Consider the following 19559-nt stretch of genomic DNA (forward strand, 5'->3'; position numbering starts at 1 on the left):
TCACCACCCGTTCGGCACGCGAACGTCGATGTCGGGGAGTCGGTCTCCGGCCGTGTCGGGCGGGACATCGAATGCAATCTGGCCGTCTCGGAGTCCAATCACCCGGTCGGCGCGCGAGCGCATATCCCGCAGGTCGTGTGTGACGACGACGACGACGACACCCTCGGCCGAAAGGGTATCGAGATGACCGAGGACTGACTGCTGTGCCGGCCAGTCGAGTCCGGTAAACGGTTCGTCGAGAACGAGATGGTCCGGTTCCATCGCCAGCGCTCCCGCGACCGCGAGGCGGGCCTGCTCGCCGCCAGAAAGTGTCTCGATCCGGTCTTCTTCTCGGCCGTCGAGGTTCACCGCTGTGAGTGCTGCCTGTACCCGACGGTCGATTTCGTCGTGGTCCAGTCCGAGATTTTCGGGGCCGAAGGCCACGTCCGCCCCGACAGTCGCGGCGACGAACTGTGAGCGGGGAGACTGAAACACCATCCCGACAGCCGTCCGAGCCGCGACTGGGTCATCCTGTACCGGCGTGTCGTCGACGCGGACCACGCCGCTGTCGGGTTCGAGGAGTCCGTTGAACTGCCGGACCAGCGTAGTCTTGCCGCTCCCGTTCGGGCCAGTCAGGACGACCCACTCTTCGTCGAGCGTTACTGAGATTTCATCGAGAACCAGTTCGTCATCGTACCGATAGGAGAGGGCGTCGACGGCAATCATGTGCGGTTGAGAAGCTCCCCACTGCTGATGACGACAGCGGCCGTGATTGCGATCTTGAGCAGGTCACCGAGGAAGAACGGAGCCATACTCGCCGCGGCGTCGACGAGGGCAAGACCCGTAACGAGGGACAACCAGCCGATTCCAATTGCATACAGCGGAATGACGCCAGCAATCAGACCAGCGACTATCCACGGGGCCGGCACCAGTTCGACCGGACGGGGCAACAATTGCCGGTGAGTGACGCCGCCGATTACCGCCGCGGCGACGACGAAGCCAACCAGAAAGCCGCCGGTTGGGCCGGCGATAATGCCCAGTCCAGCAGTTGCGTTCGAGAACACTGGCACACCTGCAAGGCCGGTGAGGACGTACAGACCGAGCGAGAACCCACCCCACAGCGGTCCCAGCAGTAAGCCAGCAAAGAACGGACCAAACGGCTGGAGGGAAAACGGAATTCCGCCGGGGAGTGGGATGGAAAACTGTGCCAGAACACCAGTCAGGGCGGCGATGACGACTGCACCGCTCAGGTTGCGAATCGTCTCTCGCTCAATGAGGTCAACCGACTCGGTCGCTTCGCTGGTCATAGAGTGAAAAGCCGCCCGGGCCGTGTTGAACACTCCGATTGACGGTCGGACGAAAACTGCAGAACGTGCGTTATCGGGCAGCGGCCGCGACGCGCTCTTTCTCTTCTTTCTGGTCGACGGCGTAGGTTCCGACGTCGTTGCTGGCTGCGCCGATAAGCTGGCGGGCCAGCGCGTCTTCGGCGTCGGTGTCCGTCTTGAACGAGGAGTTGTAGACACCCTCGGCGATGAATTTCAGTGCCTGGTCAACTCGTCGCTGCGGCGAGACGTCGACCGCTTTCGGGACGGAGATACCACCATATTTCAGGCGGACGGTCTCCTCACGCGGTGCCGAGTGCTCGACGGCCTGGACGAGAATCTGGACCGGATTCTCTTCGGTCCGGTCCTCGATAATCTCGAAAGCGTCGCGAGTAATCTGGGTCGCAAGCTGTTTTTTCCCAGTGTTCTCGTCGGTCTGCATCAGGCGGTTGATGAGCCGTTCGACGATGCTGATCTTGCTCTTTTTGAACTGCTTGTCAGCGTGACGGCCCATCGAGTTGGCGATTGGGGTCACGTTGATATACCGCTCGGTGGAGATATCGGAGAACTCGATCTCTTCGATATCGTACTTGCCGAACAGCTGGGCGTTCGCTCCCTCACTGTCTGCTGGCGCGTCAGGTTCTGGTTGTTCTGTAGACATGTTATCGCACCGGCTTCTCCGCGTTTCCGCGCACGAGTTCGATCATCGATACGCCGTTGACTTTCTCGACCTTGTAGTTGACACCGGAGAGGTCGCCCATTGCTCGGCCCTTTGCCCCACCAATCCCGGCAATGGTGACCTCGTCGTGTTCGTCAATAAAGGAGATAGCGCCGTCACCAGGACAGAATGCCGTGACCTGTTTGCCGTTTTTGATCAGCTGAACCCGGACGCATTTCCGGATTGCTGAGTTGGGCTGTTTCGCTTCGATGCCGACCTTCTCGAGAACGATGCCGCGCCCTTGCGGGGCGCCTTCGAGTGGGTCCGATTTCTCTGCCAGACCCCGCTCGCGGCGCGCGTAATCCGAGTCGGACCACCGGTGTTTCTGGCGGTCCTTCTTGAGCTTGCGCGCGGCGTATTTGCCGTTTGCCATAGTGCGTATTGCTATCTGACGGAGCCACTTAAGGGTCCCCATTCACCCCGCGTACGATACTCCCTCTCTCACCGCGACTGCGACCGAATTTGGTCCCAGTGAGTTATCCCAGCAGGTATCGGAGCCACGGCCGCTGCTGGACGAACACTGTCTGTTCGAGTCTCGAATCGAGGCCGAAGACACGACCCGTCCTCCACGCCCCAAGCCCGAACAGGGTGAGAAGGTAAACCAACGACGAGTTGACGAAGTATCCGTGTTCGACTGGGAACCCAGCCATCAGCCCGCCCTGCCACGCAGCCGTCCAGAAGAACAGCATCTGGAGTGCACCCATCATCGCGGCAAATCTGACGACAGTCCCCGTGAGCAGTGCAATCCCGATGAGAATCTGGCCGAAGACGACCAGCGGGTCGCCCCAGCCACCTTCTGCCCACTTCGCGAGGCCCGCCTGAAGGAAGACCCACGCCATTACGAGCCTGAGTCCGAGCAACGAGTATCCGACCCACGTTGCCGAGTATTCGAACGAAATCACCCGTTCGAACAGTTCTGTGTCGAGTGTTCGTTCCGATGGTCGCTGTGTTGCCATGGTATCGCTCCAGTTGCACTGTCTATACTACAATTCATACATAAATTGGTAGTATAATTTAACGGACATTGACAGTAGAAGGTAGCTGCTGTCGGATTTTGGCCCACTAGTAGCGTCAACTGACGCGAGTTAGGACCGGTCTATCATAAACTCGAACCGTGCTCCCTCGCTGGCACTCTCTGTGACGTCGACGGTCCACCCGTGTGCCTCGGCTATCTCCTCGACAATTCGAAGACCGAGGCCGGTGCCGTCCGCGTCCGTCGAATAGTCCGATTCAAAGAGGACCTCTGTGTCATCGGCCGGGATGCCGACGCCGTCGTCGGCGACGAAAAAGCCCGCCTGACCGTTCAGTAGTCCTACAGTCACGGTAACATCTTGGCCGCCATGTTGGACGCTGTTGCGGAAAAGGTTCACCAACAGTTGTCTGAGTCGGTCACGGTCGGCGTTGATTGTGTCGGAGGTCTGGATATCGAGTATCGAATCGTGAGTCTCGACGACACCCCATGCTTCGCTGGCGACGGTCCGCAACGAGACCGGGTTCGGGTCGTCGATGACTTCGCCCTGCCGGGAGAGTGTCAACAGATCGTCGATTAGCCCATCCATCTGGTCGAGCGCGTCGAGGGCTTTGTCCAGATGCTCGCTATTGCACTCTGTGTTAGCCAGTTCGACGCGACTGGTCGCGACGCTAAGTGGGCTTCGGAGGTCATGACTAACGATGCTCGTGAAGGCTTCGAGCCGTTCGTTTTTCTCTTCAAGTGTCGCCTCACGCTCGATGCGGTCGAGCGCACCCGCAGTGTGACTGACCAGCAGTTCCGCCCGCTCGCGGTCACCGTCGTCGAAGAAGTTGGGTTCAGTGCCGACGGCCTGAAAGACGCCGTGGTCGCCGATGGGAACACTCAGGCCCGACCGGTACGCTGAGTCTGCCGGGTCTGAGGAGTCGTCGGCGGCGACATCCTCGACGATGTGTGACTCGCCGGTCTGGAACGTCTTTCCCGCGAGGCCCTGGTCTGCGCGCATTCGCCGTGCACCTCCCTCGGGTGCGCCGTCGGAAACGGCGTAGGGAACCAGCCAGCCGTCTTCGTGGATTTCGATACTGCAAATGTGAAAGTCGAGAATCTCTGCCGCTGCCGCGACCGTCTGTTCGGCGGCTTCCTCGGCAGTGTCGGCACTCTGGATTGCTGTCGCAATATCGTGTAGCGCCGTGAGTTCCGCTTCGCGGTCCACATCCGCCTTTAGTTTGCGGTGCCCCAAAGAGATTCCGGCGAAAGAAGATGTTAGCCCAGCGAAGCACACGATTTGGCCGCCACTCTGGAGAGAAATGCGTGGTTAGCAAAATAAGCCACAGAGACTGTAGCTAACTACCCGCGCTTACGGAAAATCAAGGAGAAAGCCCCGCCCTTCAGGGCGGGGATAAATCCGACACGCCTCTCCACTAACCACCGGTCAGTAGAACATAAGGATTTTCCACGCTACACAATCCACACGTTCAAGTAATTTTGTCTACATAGGTTACGTATGGCGAAACGGGTCGTCACCCGCACCTACACTGCTTCCATACGGAACCAGCAACAGGTGTCTGACGACCTCGATTCGCTTGGGTTCGCAGCCTCGAAACTCTGGAACGTCGGACGGTGGGTCTGTGACAGAGTGTGGTCTGAGATAGGCCACATTCCCGGCCACAACGAACTCACCTCATACCTCAAGTCGCACGAACGCTATGATGACCTGCATTCTCAGTCAAGTTCGTTCGAAAGACGACGTCTTTCGTGATGCCAAAAATCTCCGATTTTTGAGCACAGCGAGTCCTTCAAGAACTCGCTGAAGCGTTCAACGGCTGGTACGGTAAACGGCGTAACGGAGACACAAGAGCCAACCCACCGAAGTACCGCAAACACGGCGATGAACACCCGCGTTCCACAGTCACGTTCAAAGCCGCCGGATTCAAACTCGACACCAAATACAACCGAGTTCGACTCTCCAAAGGATCGAACTTGAAAGACTACTGGTCTGACTTCATCCTGTGCGAGTACCAGACTCGTCCCGATGTTGACCTCTCCACCGTGGAGAGCGTTCAACAAGTCAGAGCCATCTGGACTGGTGACGAGTGGGAACTGCATTTCGTCTGCAAGGTCGAAATCGAAGTGAGTGAATCGCCCGGTGAGAAGACAGTGGGTATTGACCTTGGCATCAACAACTTCGCCGCACTCGCCTACGAAGACGGCCACAGCGAGTTATACCCGCTGAACTGCTTAAAGCAGGATGACTACTATTTCAGCAAGCGACTCGCCCAGTGTGACGATTCGGAGTCCGAACAGGCAACGCGACTGAACCAGAAGAAGTCGGCTCGCCGTACCCACTACTTCCACACACTCTCCAAACACATCGTTCAGCGGTGTGTTGACGAGGGTGTTGGAACGATTGCCGTGGGCGATCTCTCCGGCATCCGTGAGGACGAGGAGAACGGCGAGGTGAAGAACTGGGGCACGCACGGCAACCTCGACCTGCACTCGTGGGCGTTCGACCGCTTCACCTCGATGCTGGAATACAAAGCCGAAATGGAAGGCATCACGGTCGAGAAGGTGTCTGAGCGCGATACGTCGAAGTCGTGTTCGTGCTGTGGTCGGAAGCGTGACGCAAACCGTGTTGAACGTGGGTTGTACGTCTGCGATGACTGCGGGACGGTGGCGAACGCGGACGTGAACGGTGCTGAGAACATTCGACAGAAAGTATCTCCGAGTCTCGCCTGTGATGGGGGAGATAGGAGTAACGGCTGGTTGGCACAGCCATCGACGTATCTGTTTGACAAGGAAACTGGTGCGTTCGCACCTCAAGAACAGGTTACGTCGTAAACCACAATATCCCAACGCGGTCGGGAATCCTCGTCCTCGAAAACGCTTCGCGTTTTCGGGTGCAACGAGACGCAACGCGTCTCGTCATGCCCCTTCAGGGCGGGGAGGATGTCAATCTCGCAACTCGAATTCGATGGCTGCACCCTGTCCGAATCCAACACACTCGGTTGCGATACCGCGGTCGACGCCCTGTCGGTGCATCTCGTGAATGAGCGTCACGGGCAAGCGAGCACCGCTTGCACCGAGAGGGTGACCAATCGCAATCGCACCGCCGTTGACGTTGAGGATGTCGTGGTCGATACCGAGTTCGTCGGCGGAGGCAATAACCTGACTCGCAAAGGCCTCGTTAATCTCGACGAGTCCGTAGTCGTCGATGGTGCGCCCGGCACGTTCGAGCATGTTCTCGACGGCTGGAATCGGGCCGATACCCATCGTTGTCGGGTCCACACCGGCAACGCCGCTCTGGCCAACCTCTGCGAGAATTTCGAGGTCGTTGTCTTTGGCGAACTCCTCACTGGTGACCAGCAGACAGGCTGCCCCGTCGGAAATCTGCGAGGCGTTCCCTGGCGTGACCGTGCCATCCTCTTTGAACACTGTCGGGAGTTCTGCGAGTTTCTCTGGGGTGGTTCCCGGCCGCAGCCCCTCGTCTTCGGTGACGGTCAGTTCGTTGCCGTCCTCGTCGTGGCCCGTGATCGGGACGATTTCCTCGTCGAAGCGTCCCTCTTCGGTGGCTTCGACGGCGCGCTGCTGGCTCCGAGCACCGAACTCGTCTTGCTGGCCACGGGAAACGTCGTACTGCTCGGCGACCTTCTCGGCGGTCTGGCCCATCGGGAGGTTCTCCATCCCGTAGCGCTCGTCCATCCGCGGGTACATCTTGCCTGCGCCCTCGCCCATCTTCACCATGCTCATGCTCTCGACACCGCCAGCGAAGATGGCGTCACGCCGACCCGCGGCGACGGCGTCGGCCGCGGTCATAATCGTCGTCGCCGAGGAGGCACACTGCCGGTCGATGGTCGTGCCCGGGACACTCTCGTCGAGTGCGAAAATCGCGATCTGTCGGGCGATGTTGGTCCCCTGCTCCTCGCGAGTCTGCGCACAGCCCCACATCACGTCGTCAATCTGCTCGCTCTCGAGGCCGGTGTCGTCCATAATCGACTCGATGATCTCGATCGAGAGGTCTTCCGGCCTGATGTTGCGAAGGTGACCGTCTTCCTTACCCTGTGGTGTCCGTGCCGCACCGACGATAACTGGTGTGTTCGCTGCCATGATCTCGTTTACTCGCGTATTGCATAACAACCTTTGGTATATCGGTGTATCAGGCAACCGTTGTTAACCCAATAAGATAAGAAACTTCCAGAATCGAGTTGTACCGGGCACAGACCAACACGAATCAGGGCTGCTCAGCTCGTGCCATCCACTCACTCGCCTGCGGTTCGTCGGGGTCGGTCGGAATCTCGACCAACCGTGGCTCGTTGCTGTCCAGCGCTGCCGTCAGTTCGGTCTCGATTTCGGCGGGCGTCTCCGCACGCACCGCCTCGACGCCCATTCCCGCCGCGATTGTCGTGAACTCTAACGGCGCGTCGGCCCAGCCGTATGCTCCCTCACCAAGGCCGAAGGTTCGGTCAGCTTCCTCGCTAATGATGGCGTAATCGCTGTTGTTGAAGACGACAACTGTCACCGGAATGTCCTCGCTTGCAGCGGTGTGGAGTTCGTGGACGCACATCATCAGGCCGCCGTCACCAGATAACGCAACAACATTCTGGTCTGGGTTGGCAACCTGTGCGCCCAGCGCGGCCGGCAGACCGGTCCCCATCGTCGCCCACGACCCGGGGTTGACATAGGAGCGCGGCCCGCAGGCGTCGAAGGTGTTCAGTGCCCACACCCGGAAGCCACCCGCATCGACGGACACGACGGTCTCTTCGGAAAGAGCCGCTCTGACTGCTCGGAGCGCCCGCACCGAGGTCAACGGGAGGTCGTCGCCGAGCAACGGGTCGATTCGCTCCTCTGTCGCGTCTCGGACGACAGTCGCACGCTTGACGCCGCCGGTGCCAGCCGTCCCAGACAGTTCAGCGTCGAGCGCTGCCAGTGCGTCCGTCGCGTCAGCGACAATCCCCACTGTGAGGTCGTACCCAGTACCTAAATCGCCGGGCGAGAGTGTTATCTGCACAATCTCCGCGGGCATCTCGACCGACCAGTGCCGCGTCGCGACGGCGTCAAAGTCAGTACCGACCGCCAGCAAGGCGTCGCTGTTGGCGAGACAGTCGAGCAGTTCGGGACTGGCACTGCCCGAAAGTGTGCCCGCGACGTGGTCGTTTCTATCCGAGACGACCCCCTTGCCTTTGTAGGTAGTAACGAGTGGTGCGTCGATAGAGTCTGCCACAGCGAGCAGTTCGTCAGTTGCACCGGCCGCCCGCGCACCCCCGCCGACGAGGATGGCGGGACGAGTCGCGTCTTCGAGACAGGCCGCCGCAGCCCGGATATCGTCCTCTGGAACGCCGGAGTCAGTCTGCGGGCGGGAGTCGGTCGACTCCGCGAGCGGGCGGTCCTGCCCGAGGAAATTCTTTGGAATCCCAATCCGTACTGGTCCGTTCGGTGGCGTTGTCGCCACGTCAATTGCCCGCCGAACCTCGACTCGCGTTGCGGCGGGTCGCTCGACGAGAATGTTCGCTTTCAGTAGTGGGTCGTAGGTCTCCGGCGGCGTCTCGTGAATCCCGTTGCCGCCTCGGACGTCCGGTTCGGTCTCGACAGCAATATGCACGAGCGGCGTGCAGTCGTTCGCGGCGTTTTTCAGCCCATTCAGCGCGTTCATGTCGCCGGGGCCGGGAACGACAACCGTCGCTGCGGGGTCGCCGCTGGTCTCGGCGTAGCCCCACGCTTCGTGTGAGACGGCCGTCTCGTGGCGAGCAACGAGAAAGCGGGTCTCATCCCGGTCAGCAATTGCCTCGTTCAGCGGCAGCGTCTGCTTTCCGGGAATACCGAAGACCGTATCGATTCCACCCGCGGCGAGTTCGTCGATCACACCGCGACTGATTCGCATACGCAGGCTTCGAGCGAGATTGTGAAAACAGTATCCCTGGACGGGAGAGGGCGGTCGTGATGCCAACAGGCGCGCTGAGTCGTCAGTAGCCGAAGTGCTCGCGGATGAGCACGACTGTCGTCCGGTCGTCTTCGAGTTCCTGTCGGAAGATGAGCTGTTTCGCGATGGCAGATTCGACACCGTATGCCTCCTGTGCGCGTTCGTTTTCGAGCGGGTAGGCGACCGATTCGAGTCGGTCGAGTGCCGCCTCGAGTGTCGGAACAATCTTATTCACGCCGCTGACGATGACGACGTTCTCGGCGGCGAAGGGGTAGGCACCGATGCGACTGCCCGAGCGGTCGGCCGCGACGAGTTCGCCGGTCGCAGAGATAGCGTTGATACCACCGAGGAAGTACTCGGCCGTCTGTGACTCGCGGCGGGCGGCCTGACGCTCGGCGTCGTCGTCGATACTCCAGATTTCGTCGGGCAGACTCTCCCACTCGTGGTCGCCCTCTGTCAGATACTCGTCGAAGCCGGTCTCTTCGAGCGTCGTCGAGTGGCCGTTCATGACCGAGGCACCGGCCGGAATCTGAGATTTGAGTTCCGAGAGTGCCTCCTCGCCGGAGTCCACGACGACAACCTCGAACCCGTTGGATTCGAGGCTCTCGACGGTCTCTTCGAGCGTCTGTTCGTCGGGCAGTTGGTCCAGCGATTCGTCGATATCTGTGTCGTCGGCGTAGTCGGCTTTCTGTTGAGACATGAGCTTTGAAATTCGTCATCTGATTGTAGGGCAACGAGTCGGATAAGTACTCGCGGACACCGGTGTTAGGTGGTGAGACGAGCGTTACCCACTGGTTCGTTCACACGACCGGTTCGGGTGGGAGGGACAACCGACTAGTAGGAGCCTCTCGATAGGGCGGCTATGGCCGACGACGAGACAGAGGCAGCGCCGTTGGAAGGACTCACCGTGCTCGACGCCTCCAGAGTGCTCTCTGGACCGTTCTGCACGATGCAACTCGGCGACCTCGGTGCGGACGTAATCAAAGTCGAACGCCCCGACGGCGGCGACCAGACTCGCGGGTGGAAACCGCCGACCTACGGCGATTCCGAAGAGTCGGCGTATTACCTGAGTATCAACCGAAACAAGCGCTCGATCGCGGTCAACCTTACCACCGAACACGGCCGTGAAATTCTCCGGAATATCGCCGCAGACGCGGACGTGCTCGTCGAGAACTTCCGAGTCGGACAGATGGACTCGTGGGGACTGGGCTACGAAGACCTCAAAGAGGATAATCCTGACCTGGTTTACTGTCATATCACGGGCTATGGAGAAACTGGACCGTACAGTGAGCGCCCAGCCTACGACCTTATTATGCAGGCCGAGGGCGGAATGATGTCGATTACCGGCGAGCAGGGCCGCGAACCAGTCCGCGTGGGAGTGGCTATCGCCGACATTGCCGCCGGAATGTACGCCACGCAGGCGATTCTCGCCCGGCTGTTCCGACGGGAGTTCGCCGATAGCGGCGGCGACAAACTCGACATCAGCCTCTTCGACAGCATCGTTGCTTGGCAGACGTACATGGCGTCGTACTACTTCGGCACCGGCGACCCGCCGGGACGGATGGGCAGTCGTCACCCGACAATCGCGCCCTACCAGGCATTTCCTACGAAGGATGATTACGTCGTCGTCGCCTGCGCGTCCGAACACATCTGGCCGCGGTTCTGCCGTGCACTGGACCGCGAGGAGTTGGTCGAAGACGAACGATTCGAGACCAACGAAAAGCGGGTCGACAACCGCGAAGAACTCGACGCGATTCTCGGCGCGGAAATCGAGAAATACACCACAGCGGAGATTGTCGAGCAACTGCAGGAGCACGACGTGCCCGCACGGGCGGTCAACGACATGGCCGATGTCTTCTCCCATCCACAGATGGAGGCCCGGAATATGCGCCGGACGATGAGCCATCCGACTGTTGGTGAGGTGGAGATGCCCGGCAGCCCGATGAACTTCCAGAACGGACAGACGGCCTTCGACGAGCACCCACCCGGACTGGGTGAGCAAACAGCCGAAATTCTCGACGAACTAGATTATACGGAAGAAGAGATTGCAGCGCTTCGAGACGACGGCGTTGTCCGGTAAGGCTACATTTTGTCGGCGATTTTCTCGACGGCGATCACGAATCGATAGAGCAGGTAGACGACGAACAGTGACAGGGCAACACTCGCTATTCCACCCCACCACACGAACGGGAGCAGGAGGCTCCCTTGGAGCAAAATTCCGTAGAGGAAGGTGAGAAAGACGAGGGCGGCCAGTCCCACTGCGGCCCACGTCGGCACCTCGAATTCGGGTTCGGATGTTGCCATATTTCGACGTAGCAACGGAAATCTCATAAAATCACGTGTCGACTCAAACAGCCGTTTGAGCCCTCAGGTCAACTCGATATCGTCGATATCGTGGTGGCGGGCGGCAAGTCGACGGGCGGCGTCGATATTACGCCCGTCTGCGCCGATTGCAGCACCACGGTCTTCCTCCGCGACTTCGACGTAGGCCAGTCGGTCGTCGTTTTCGCTGATGGTGACGTTGTAGACGGCAGCGGGCGCGAGCGTGTTGGCCACGAAATCCTCTGCCGTCGGTGCGTCTTCGACGAGTTTGATCGGTTTTCCGATCTGTTCTTCGACGCCGGAGACGTGTTCGCCGCCAGCACCGATTGCCTTGCCCATCTCCCCCGTTTTGATGAGGAAGATGACGCGGTCGAACTCTTCGTCGACGAGACAGTCTTTGACCGTGGCCTCGGTTTCAGTCTCGAAGAGGCCGGCCAGTTGGCGCGCTTCGTCCGAGAGGGTAATTGCCATCTCAATCAGCCTGTTCGCCGCCGCTTGTCATCCGCAGGTTCACGTCGCCAGTGCCGAGTTTGATCGGCTTGCCGACGATGACGTTCTCGGTCACGCCGTCGAGTTCGTCGATTTCGCCGTGAATCGCCGCGTCGAGCAGGTGACTGACCGTCACCTCGAATGCTGCACGTGCGAGCACGGAGTCTTTCGACCCGGAGATACCGTGACGGCCGATGGACTCGATTGTCCCCTCGTTGGTCATGATATCTGAGACCAGCATGAGGTGACGGATGTTCACGTCGTCAAGCCCCTGCTCTTCGAGGGTGTTCATCGTCTCCTCGATGATTGCCTCACGGGCTGCTTCGACGCCGAGATTCCGGTAGATTTCGTGGATGTTGTTACAGGTCGTCCGCGAGGCGTCGACACCTTCGATGTCGAGCACGTCACCGAACGCCGAGCCCTCGGTGTAGAGGATGAACTCCTCGCCCTGGTCAGTCTCTTCCTTTCGGATAACGACCCGGCTAATCTCTTCGATTCCTTTGAAGACGATTTCGCGCAGTTCCTCGACGAGCTGGAGCAGGTCACGGTAGGAGGGCTGTTCGGGACCGAACTCGACGACGAGTCCGCGCTGCTGGGTCTCGACACCGAGTTTGGACTCGATTGTCGCCGCAATCTCTTCGGCGACGACAACAGGGTCCTCGACGGTCGGCCAGCGCTCGCGGAGGGTGTCCTCGTTGAGCGCAACCTGAACGAGCATGTCCGCGACGTTCGTCGAAACGTCGCCGAGCTGGAGGATTTTCGTTGCCTCAATCTTCCAGACCACTTCGTGGGCGCGCTCGCGATTTTCGGCGAACTCGTCTTCGAGGTGAACCGTCATCATCGGCGTGTCCGGTTCTTTCCGGGCGTCGACGAGTTCGATCAGTCGTGGCAGTCCCTGTGTCACGTCAATCTCGGCGACGCCGGCGTAGTGGAACGTGTTCATCGTCATCTGCGTTCCGGGTTCACCGATGGACTGGGCCGATACTGTGCCGACAGGGTCGAGTGGGTCGACACGGGTGTTGTAGTACTCCGCGACGGTTCCCTGAATGATCTCATCAGCCTGTTCGGTCGTCACGTCACGGTCTTCGAGGGTCTCGTAGACCTCGTTTTTGAGTCGTCGTGGGAGGTCAGCGTCCTCGACGAGCGCTTCGATGTCGTTGGATACGTCGTAATCTGTCATGATATCACCTGGTCAGTCGTCACTCTGTGCGAGCCACCAGTCGTCGGCGTGTTCGGAGAGGTTCGTCGGCTCGCGAGTCTCTCCGAGGAATTTCTCTTTCTCGCCCTCCCCAAACTCGCTTTCCAGCACCTGGTCGGCGATGTTTTCGACATCGACCCCAGCGTCTTCCTTGGAGCTGGAGACTTCAACCGGCGAGGTGCCGTCCTCACCGAACTCGAACTGGACGACCGTATCCGAGGTATCTCGGACGGTGCCGTCGTACTGCGTTTCGAGTTCTGAGAGAGCGTTGATGAGTCGGCGCTGGAGGTAGCCAGATTTCGAGGTTCGGACTGCGGTATCGACCAGTCCTTCCCGGCCACCCATCGCGTGGAAGAAAAACTCCTTGGGATTGAGTCCCTCACGGTAGGAGTGCTCCACGAAACCGTGGGCGTCTGCCGAGAGGTCGTTCTCCTCGAAGTGGCTCAGGGTTCTGTTCTCGTAGCCACGGTTGATCCGCTCGCCACGGACTGCCTGCTGGCCAACACAGCCAGCCATCTGCGTCAGGTTCAGCATCGACCCACGCGCACCGGATTCGGCCATCACGACCGCCGGGTTGTCGTCGTCGAAGCTGTCTTCGGCGATGTCACCTGCGGAGTCCCGCGCCTGCCCGAGCGTCTGCATGATTTTCATCTCGAGCGTCTCGTCGATTGTTCGGCCCGGCAGAGATTCGAGTTCGCCCCGCTCGTAGGTGTCGATGAGTTCCTCGACGCGCTCGTTGGCTTCCTCGATTGCCTCGTCCACTTGTGCCTGTGCGGCCGGCGGAATCGATTCGTCGTCGATACTGATCGAGAACCCGAAGTGCATGATGGTTCGGACAGCCACCGAGGAGACTTCGTTAATGAAGATCCGACCGCGGGTTCGTGAGTACTGCTTGGCGATGGTGTCGACGACTTCGCCGCCGAAGGCACCCACTGCGTCCTCGTCGATTGTCCCCTCGACGAGTTCGCCGTTCTCGATGAGAACGTTGTCGCCTGCCGAGGACGTGAACTCGAGGTTGAGGTCGTCAGGCAGCAGTTCGGAGAAGACCGTCCGACCGGTCCAGTACTCCGATCCATCTTCGACGCCGTCAGGCTCGGGCAGTTCGTCGATTTGGGTTGCCCGGAGCAGGTCGAGTGCCTGCGTCTCGTTGAAGTGTGGATTCTCGTTGGTCAGCAGGTACGTCGCGGTGACGTGGTCCTGAATTGCGCCGAGGATGTTCTCCCCGAAGCGAGGGCTGAGCATCTGCTCCTGGACGCGCATCAGGACGCGGGCTTCGGCCCGTGCCTCCTCGTTTTGCAGCGCGTGCATGTTCATCTCGTCGCCGTCGAAGTCTGCGTTGTACGGCGGGCAGACGACGGTGTTGAGACGGAACGTCTTGTACGGCATCACGACGACTTCGTGGGCCATAATCGACATCCGGTGCAGCGACGGCTGTCGGTTGAAAATCACGATGTCGCCGTCGATGAGATGTCGTGAGACCTCCCAGCCCGGTTCGACTTTCTCTGCGAGTTCCTCGCAGTTTTTCTCCGTGACTTTGAGTCGGCGGCCGTCCGCACGGCGGACGTAGTTCGCGCCCGGGTGCGCTTCCGGCCCGTTGCTGACGTAGCGACGGGCTTCGTCGAGATTACGCTCGTTGACGTTCATCGTCTGGGTCATCTCCTTGGCGACCCGGTCCGGCACACCAACCTCGTTGAGGCTGAGTGTCGGGTCCGGCGAGATGACAGTCCGAGCGGAGAAGTTCACACGTTTCCCGGACAGCGAGCCACGGAAGCGACCCTCCTTGCCCTTGAGTCGCTGGGAGAGGGTCTTCAGCGGCCGTCCCGAGCGGTGTCGGGCCGGCGGCGTTCCGGAGATCTCGTTGTCCATGAACGTGGTGACGTGGTACTGGAGCAGTTCCCAGAGGTCCTCGATAATGAGTTGCGGGGCACCGGCTTCGCGGTTCTCCATGAACCGCTGGTTGATCCGGATAATGTCGACCAGTTTGTGTGTGAGGTCGTCCTCACTGCGCTGGCCGTTGTCCAGCGTAATCGACGGTCGTGCCGTGACCGGCGGCACCGGAAGCACTGTGAGAATCATCCACTCCGGCCGCGAGCGGTCGGAGTTGATTCCCAGCACTTCGATATCTTCGTCGGGAATGGCCTCGAACCAGTCCCGGATGTCGCTGGGCATCAGCTTGTTCATGTCCTCCTCGGTCAGGTCGACATCGAGCGCAGACTCGATTGCTTTCCGGTCTTCCTCTCGTGGTCGGAAGTCCCCGGAGAGAATCTCCTGAATCCGGCCGGCGTCGATTCCCGTCTCCTCAGCCAGTTCCGTCGGCGTGACTCGCTCCGAGTCTTCGCCGGGTTCCATCGCTTCGGCGATCATATCGGAGTACTCCGAGGACAGCACCTGCTGCACCTCGTAGTAAGTCGTCGGCTTCTCGTGTTGGATATCGTACTGTGGTTCGCCACAGTGTGGACAGCGGTCTTTCTTCCGTGCCTGCCGAATTGCGGACTTCGTCACGTCGTTGAGGTCCTGCCCCAGTGCGCGAGTTCGGTCGAGATTGTCGGTGAACTCTCGCTTTTCGTCTTCGGTGAGACAGAGTTTCGCACACTCTCGACACGTGCCGCGAAGCAGTCGCCGAATGAGTTTGGCGAAGCCAACGTGGATGACCGGTGCAGCGAGTTCGATGTGGCCGAAGTGGCCGTTACACGAACCCGAGTGTTTGCCGCAGGTCTTGCATTCCAGCCCGGGGTCGATCACGCCCAGCCGCGGGTCCATCAGCCCCATGTCGATGGGGAAGCCGTCGTCGTCGTAGGTGTCGGCTGTGATGATCTTCGTGGCACTCATCTCGCGGTACTCCTCGGGGTCCATCAGCCCGAAGCTGAGTTGCCCAATCTCCTGTGGTGCTTGCTGACTCATTTATACTGCCTCCTCCAGATCGATCCGCGGTGCGATTCCGAGTGCTTTCATCTCGTCCAAGAGAAGTTTGAACGCGTAGGACATCTCCACCTCGTGGACGTTGGTTTCTTCGTCACAGTTCGGACAGTAGACACGGCGCTGCTCGACATTTTCGACGGCAGACATGCCACACTCGCCACAGACGTTGATCCACTCGCGGTCGGACTCGTCGAGGAGTCGTTCCTTGAGTGTCATCGCCGCGCCGTGGCCAATGAACACGTCCCGTTCCATCTCTCCGATACGCAGGCCACCCTCGCGGGCACGACCCTCCGTCGGCTGGCGGGTCAGCACCTGCACCGGTCCGCGCGAGCGGGCGTGAATCTTGTTCGAGACCATGTGGTACAGCTTCTGGTAGAAAATCGTGCCGACGAAAATCTCGGCGTCGATTTTCTCGCCAGTGATACCGGAGTACATGGTCTCCTTGCCGCTGGACTTGAAGCCGTGTTCTTCCAGCGACCCGCGTAGTTCGTCCTCGTCCTCGCCGGTGAAGGCGGTCCCGTCAACACGCCGGCCTTCGAGTGAACCGACCTTGCCACCGATCATCTCCAGAATGTGGCCGACGGTCATCCGTGACGGCAGGGCGTGTGGGTTCAGGATGAGGTCCGGCACGACACCCTGCTCGGTAAAGGGCATATCCTCCTGCGGGGCGATGTGGCCAACGACACCTTTCTGTCCGTGTCGACTGGCGAACTTGTCGCCCAGTTCCGGGATTCGCTCGTCACGAACGGAGACCTTCGAGAGCTTCGAGCCGTCCTCGTTCTCCATCAGCGTCACCGTGTCGACGACACCGGATTCGCCCGAGCGCATCGTTACGCTCGTCTCTCGGCGCTTCTGCGGAGAGAGTCCGCCCATGTCGTCTGGCTCTTCGAGGAATCGCGGCGGTGAGGTCTTCCCGAGCAGGACGGCGTTCTCGCCGACCTCAGTCTCGGGGTTGACGAGGCCGTCCTCGTCGAGGTGTGTGTATGCTTCCTCGCCTCGTGCACCGCGAACTTCCTCGTCAGGAATCTCGAAGCGGTCTTCCTGCCCACCAGGGTAGCGTCGTTCTTCGCCCTCGTAGGTTCGGAAGAAGTGTGACCGGGCGAGCGCGCGCTCGACCGAGCCCTGGTTCATGACGAGTGCGTCCTCGATGTTGAACCCCTCGTAGGACATTACAGCGACGACGAAATTCTGTGCCGCCGGCCGGTCGTCGTACCCAATCTGCTCGGTCGTCTGGGTTTTGACCATCGACAGCTGTGGGTAGTGCAGGAGGTGCTGGCGCGTGTCCGGGCGAATTCGGTAGTTCGCCGACGGTAGCCCCAGCGACTGTTTGATCATCCCTGACCCCATCGTAATCCGCGGGCTGGCGTTGTGTTCGGGGTACGGAATCATCCCCGCACCGATACCGAACATCAGCTGTGGGTCGATTTCGAGGTGCGTGTGGTTCTCGGTCAGGTCCTCCTCGTCGACGCCAACGAGGATGTCTCCTTCCTCCTCGGCGTCGATGAAGTCGACCAGTCCGCGGTCGACAAGGTCCTGAAATTCAATATCGCCGGCTTCGAGTGCCTCGATTTCCTCGTCGTCGATCAGCGGTTCGCCGTTTTCGACGACCAGTAGTGGGCGTCGTGCGCGACCCGCGTCCGCGTTGACGATGATTTCGTCGGTGTTCTCGTCCACCGAGACGTTGACCATCTGGCTGATGTCGCCGCGGCGACGAGCCTGGCGGATCTGCTCTGCAAGTTTCTCTGGCTGGGGATGTGTCCCCACCAGTGACCCGTTGACGTAGACTTTCGCTTCTCGTTGTTGCTGGCTCATATTAGTCGTCTGCGGGCTGTTCGACGCTCTCGATGCCTGGGATGCCCTCGACTCCCATCTGTGCGAGTTCCTGTTTCAGCTCCTGTTCGTCTTCGACGTTCTGGGACAGCTCCATCGCTTGTGCGAAGTTTTTGACCAGTCCACAGTTCGGTCCCTCGGGCGTCTCCGACGGACAGATCCGACCCCACTGGGTCGCGTGCAGGTCTCGTGCCTCGAAGTGTGGCTGTGAGCGACTGAGCGGCGAGCGAAGCCGGCGCAGGTGGCTCAGCACACCCATGTAGTCGGTCCGGTCGACCAGCTGGCTCACGCCAGAGCGGCCACCGACCCAGTTCCCCGTCGCAATCGGGTGTTCGAGGCGCTCGGTCAGCACATCCGACCGAACGACCGTCGACACAGACAGCTGACGGTTTCGCATGTTCGCTCGTTCGAGCTGGTATTTCACGTCCCGTGCGAGTTTATTCAGCGCCGTCCGGAACAGGTCTCGCATCAGGTCGCCCGAGACTTTCAGACGCTTGTTGGCGTAGTGGTCCTTGTCGTCCGGGTCTCGGCGGTCGAGTGCAAGCTCGAAACACGCCTCGGCCATCCGGCAGAGATAGTACGCTTTGTTGATCCGGACATCTTCCTCCTCGACGCCCTCCTCGTGGAGGTGTGGGAGCAGATACCGGTCGATGACGTAGTTGGCACGTTTGAGCTGGTAGTTTTTGCCCTGACCGGAGGCGACGCGTTTCCCGAGGGATTCGATGGCTTCCTCGGTCGTCTGCACGTCGGCAGCCTCCAAGTTCTCCAGCATGAACTTCACAATCTCGGGGTCGTCGCTGACGCGGTGGACAATCTCCTCGTCAGATTCGAGTCCGAGCGCACGCACGAGCGTGACGAAGTTGACGCTGCCCGACACGGACGGGAACGAGACTTCCAGTAGCCCGTCTCGCGTTCGCTCACAGAGCACCAGCGCGCGGTAGCCCCGACGCTGGCTGAAGGTTTTCGCGACTTCGATGGTGTCGCCATATTTCGTGTCTGTCTCGGCAAGAATCTTGTTCGGCGCCAGATCCTCGCTGGTCATCAGCACTCGCTCGGAGCCGTTGACGATGAAGTACCCCCCGGGGTCGGCAGGGTCTTCGCCGATGTCGATCAGTTCCTCGCGGGTGAAATCGGCGATGTTACACTTGTCGGAGCCGACCATGATTGGCATCCGGCCAATCTTGGTTTCGGTCTGGTCGACGACGACTTCTTCTTCCTCTTCGCCGCCTTTGATGACGGCCATCTCCATGAACACCGGCGCGGAGTAGGTGATGTTCCGGAGTCGGGCCTCCTGTGGGTACAGCAGTTCCTCACTGCCGTCTGCTTCTCGGACGCGGGGCGTGACGATCCGAACGTCGCCGAGTTCGACGTAGACCGGTTCCTCGCCCTCTTTGTCCCCGATGTCGGTTTCGATGGTCGCCTTCTCGTCGACGACCTCCTGCATTCCCCGGTCGAGAAAAGCGTTAAACGACCGGAAGTGGTGTTCTGCGAGCCGTTCGCGTGAAAAATACTCCCGTGATATGTTGCGTTTGTCTTCGATATTCATTATTCCACCACCAGTCTGTAGACCACAGCCTCGTCTGTGGTCCGTGAGTCCCGTACGATCTTCACGACGTCGCCGACCTCTGCCTCCTTGGTCAGGGCCGGGTCCGTGCGCTTGATCTTCGGCAGGTCTGTTTTCTGAATGTTATACTCCTCTAGAACCTCCTCGAGTTCGCCCTCTTCGAGGAGGTTGTGGTCCGGTACGAGTGTGTGATTGCTTACATCTACCATGAGTGGGGCTTATCGGCTAAGAAGCTCTTCGAGATACTACAGTCAATTATATCCGGAAGCTACATAATAGTTGCTAATCCCGCTGGCACGAGCTACCGGACCCCATCGCACAGAGTGGGACTGCGCTA

The 19559-nt window shown here is 60.0% G+C and carries 17 protein-coding genes and 1 pseudogene; 2 read left to right on the forward strand and 16 right to left on the reverse strand.

Annotated features, from left to right (window positions below; translation table 11 throughout):
* From ACMGFM_RS07235 to ACMGFM_RS07260, 6 genes are all read right to left on the reverse strand, one after another.
* Positions 1–705 carry an energy-coupling factor ABC transporter ATP-binding protein gene (locus tag ACMGFM_RS07235; RefSeq protein WP_436901795.1) on the reverse strand — a complete coding sequence of 235 codons (705 nt, stop codon included), beginning with the start codon at positions 703–705 and terminating at the stop codon, positions 1–3.
* The gene (locus tag ACMGFM_RS07240; RefSeq protein ID WP_436901796.1) at positions 702–1286 is read right to left on the reverse strand and encodes a biotin transporter BioY; all 585 of its coding nucleotides are present in this window, start codon (positions 1284–1286) and stop codon (positions 702–704) included. Before ACMGFM_RS07240 ends, ACMGFM_RS07235 begins: the two co-directional genes overlap by 4 nt.
* A gap of 70 nt (positions 1287–1356) precedes the next feature.
* Positions 1357–1962: a 30S ribosomal protein S7 gene (locus ACMGFM_RS07245; protein WP_436901797.1), complete on the reverse strand. Its 606-nt coding sequence runs from the start codon at positions 1960–1962 to the stop codon at positions 1357–1359.
* A gap of 1 nt (position 1963) precedes the next feature.
* Entirely contained in the window at positions 1964–2392 is a 429-nt protein-coding gene (locus ACMGFM_RS07250; RefSeq protein ID WP_299274866.1) for a 30S ribosomal protein S12, read from the reverse strand.
* A 103-nt stretch (positions 2393–2495) separates the two neighbouring features.
* Entirely contained in the window at positions 2496–2975 is a 480-nt protein-coding gene (locus tag ACMGFM_RS07255) for a hypothetical protein (protein WP_436901798.1), read from the reverse strand.
* 129 nt (positions 2976–3104) lie between these two features.
* The gene (locus ACMGFM_RS07260) at positions 3105–4199 is read right to left on the reverse strand and encodes a GAF domain-containing sensor histidine kinase (RefSeq protein ID WP_436901799.1); all 1095 of its coding nucleotides are present in this window, start codon (positions 4197–4199) and stop codon (positions 3105–3107) included.
* A gap of 291 nt (positions 4200–4490) precedes the next feature.
* Here ACMGFM_RS07260 and ACMGFM_RS07265 point away from each other — a divergent pair.
* Positions 4491–5824, forward strand: a pseudogene (locus tag ACMGFM_RS07265) (RNA-guided endonuclease InsQ/TnpB family protein).
* A 111-nt stretch (positions 5825–5935) separates the two neighbouring features.
* Here ACMGFM_RS07265 and ACMGFM_RS07270 read toward each other — a convergent pair.
* The 3 genes from ACMGFM_RS07270 to ACMGFM_RS07280 form a co-directional block, all read right to left on the reverse strand.
* Positions 5936–7090: a thiolase family protein gene (locus tag ACMGFM_RS07270; RefSeq protein ID WP_436901800.1), complete on the reverse strand. Its 1155-nt coding sequence runs from the start codon at positions 7088–7090 to the stop codon at positions 5936–5938.
* A gap of 124 nt (positions 7091–7214) precedes the next feature.
* Positions 7215–8861, reverse strand: coding sequence for a thiamine pyrophosphate-binding protein (locus ACMGFM_RS07275; RefSeq protein WP_436901801.1), 1647 nt, complete (start codon positions 8859–8861; stop codon positions 7215–7217).
* Positions 8862–8943: 82 nt separating this feature from the next.
* Positions 8944–9600: a lactate utilization protein gene (locus tag ACMGFM_RS07280; protein WP_436901802.1), complete on the reverse strand. Its 657-nt coding sequence runs from the start codon at positions 9598–9600 to the stop codon at positions 8944–8946.
* Positions 9601–9762: 162 nt separating this feature from the next.
* Between ACMGFM_RS07280 and ACMGFM_RS07285 the strand changes: the two genes are divergently transcribed.
* The gene (locus ACMGFM_RS07285; RefSeq protein ID WP_436901803.1) at positions 9763–10980 is read left to right on the forward strand and encodes a CaiB/BaiF CoA transferase family protein; all 1218 of its coding nucleotides are present in this window, start codon (positions 9763–9765) and stop codon (positions 10978–10980) included.
* A gap of 2 nt (positions 10981–10982) precedes the next feature.
* On the opposite strand, the gene ACMGFM_RS07290 is transcribed toward ACMGFM_RS07285, so the two are convergent.
* The 7 genes from ACMGFM_RS07290 to ACMGFM_RS07320 all read right to left on the reverse strand — a co-directional run bounded on the left by ACMGFM_RS07290 (position 10983) and on the right by ACMGFM_RS07320 (position 19431).
* Entirely contained in the window at positions 10983–11204 is a 222-nt protein-coding gene (locus tag ACMGFM_RS07290; protein ID WP_436901804.1) for a DUF8066 domain-containing protein, read from the reverse strand.
* A 63-nt stretch (positions 11205–11267) separates the two neighbouring features.
* Complete coding sequence (locus ACMGFM_RS07295; RefSeq protein WP_299272336.1) at positions 11268–11693, reverse strand: NusA-like transcription termination signal-binding factor; 426 nt, start codon at positions 11691–11693, stop codon at positions 11268–11270.
* 1 nt (position 11694) lies between these two features.
* Positions 11695–12891 (reverse strand): DNA-directed RNA polymerase subunit A'', encoded by a 1197-nt coding sequence (gene rpoA2, locus ACMGFM_RS07300; RefSeq protein ID WP_436901805.1) that lies wholly within the window; start codon positions 12889–12891, stop codon positions 11695–11697.
* Between the two features lie 12 nt (positions 12892–12903).
* Positions 12904–15810, reverse strand: coding sequence for a DNA-directed RNA polymerase subunit A' (locus tag ACMGFM_RS07305; protein ID WP_436901806.1), 2907 nt, complete (start codon positions 15808–15810; stop codon positions 12904–12906).
* The gene (gene rpoB / locus ACMGFM_RS07310; RefSeq protein WP_436901807.1) at positions 15811–17640 is read right to left on the reverse strand and encodes a DNA-directed RNA polymerase subunit B; all 1830 of its coding nucleotides are present in this window, start codon (positions 17638–17640) and stop codon (positions 15811–15813) included. It lies immediately after the preceding gene.
* Position 17641: 1 nt separating this feature from the next.
* A complete protein-coding gene (locus tag ACMGFM_RS07315; protein ID WP_436901808.1) occupies positions 17642–19204 on the reverse strand; it encodes a DNA-directed RNA polymerase subunit B'' in 1563 nt (520 codons plus the stop codon).
* Entirely contained in the window at positions 19204–19431 is a 228-nt protein-coding gene (locus ACMGFM_RS07320; RefSeq protein ID WP_299273843.1) for a DNA-directed RNA polymerase subunit H, read from the reverse strand. The genes ACMGFM_RS07315 and ACMGFM_RS07320 overlap by 1 nt, the downstream gene beginning before the upstream one ends.
* Between the last annotated feature and the right edge of the window lie 128 nt (positions 19432–19559).

Origin of the sequence: Halovenus halobia (assembly GCF_051414135.1) — an archaeon.
GTDB classification, from domain to species: domain Archaea; phylum Halobacteriota; class Halobacteria; order Halobacteriales; family Haloarculaceae; genus Halovenus; species Halovenus halobia.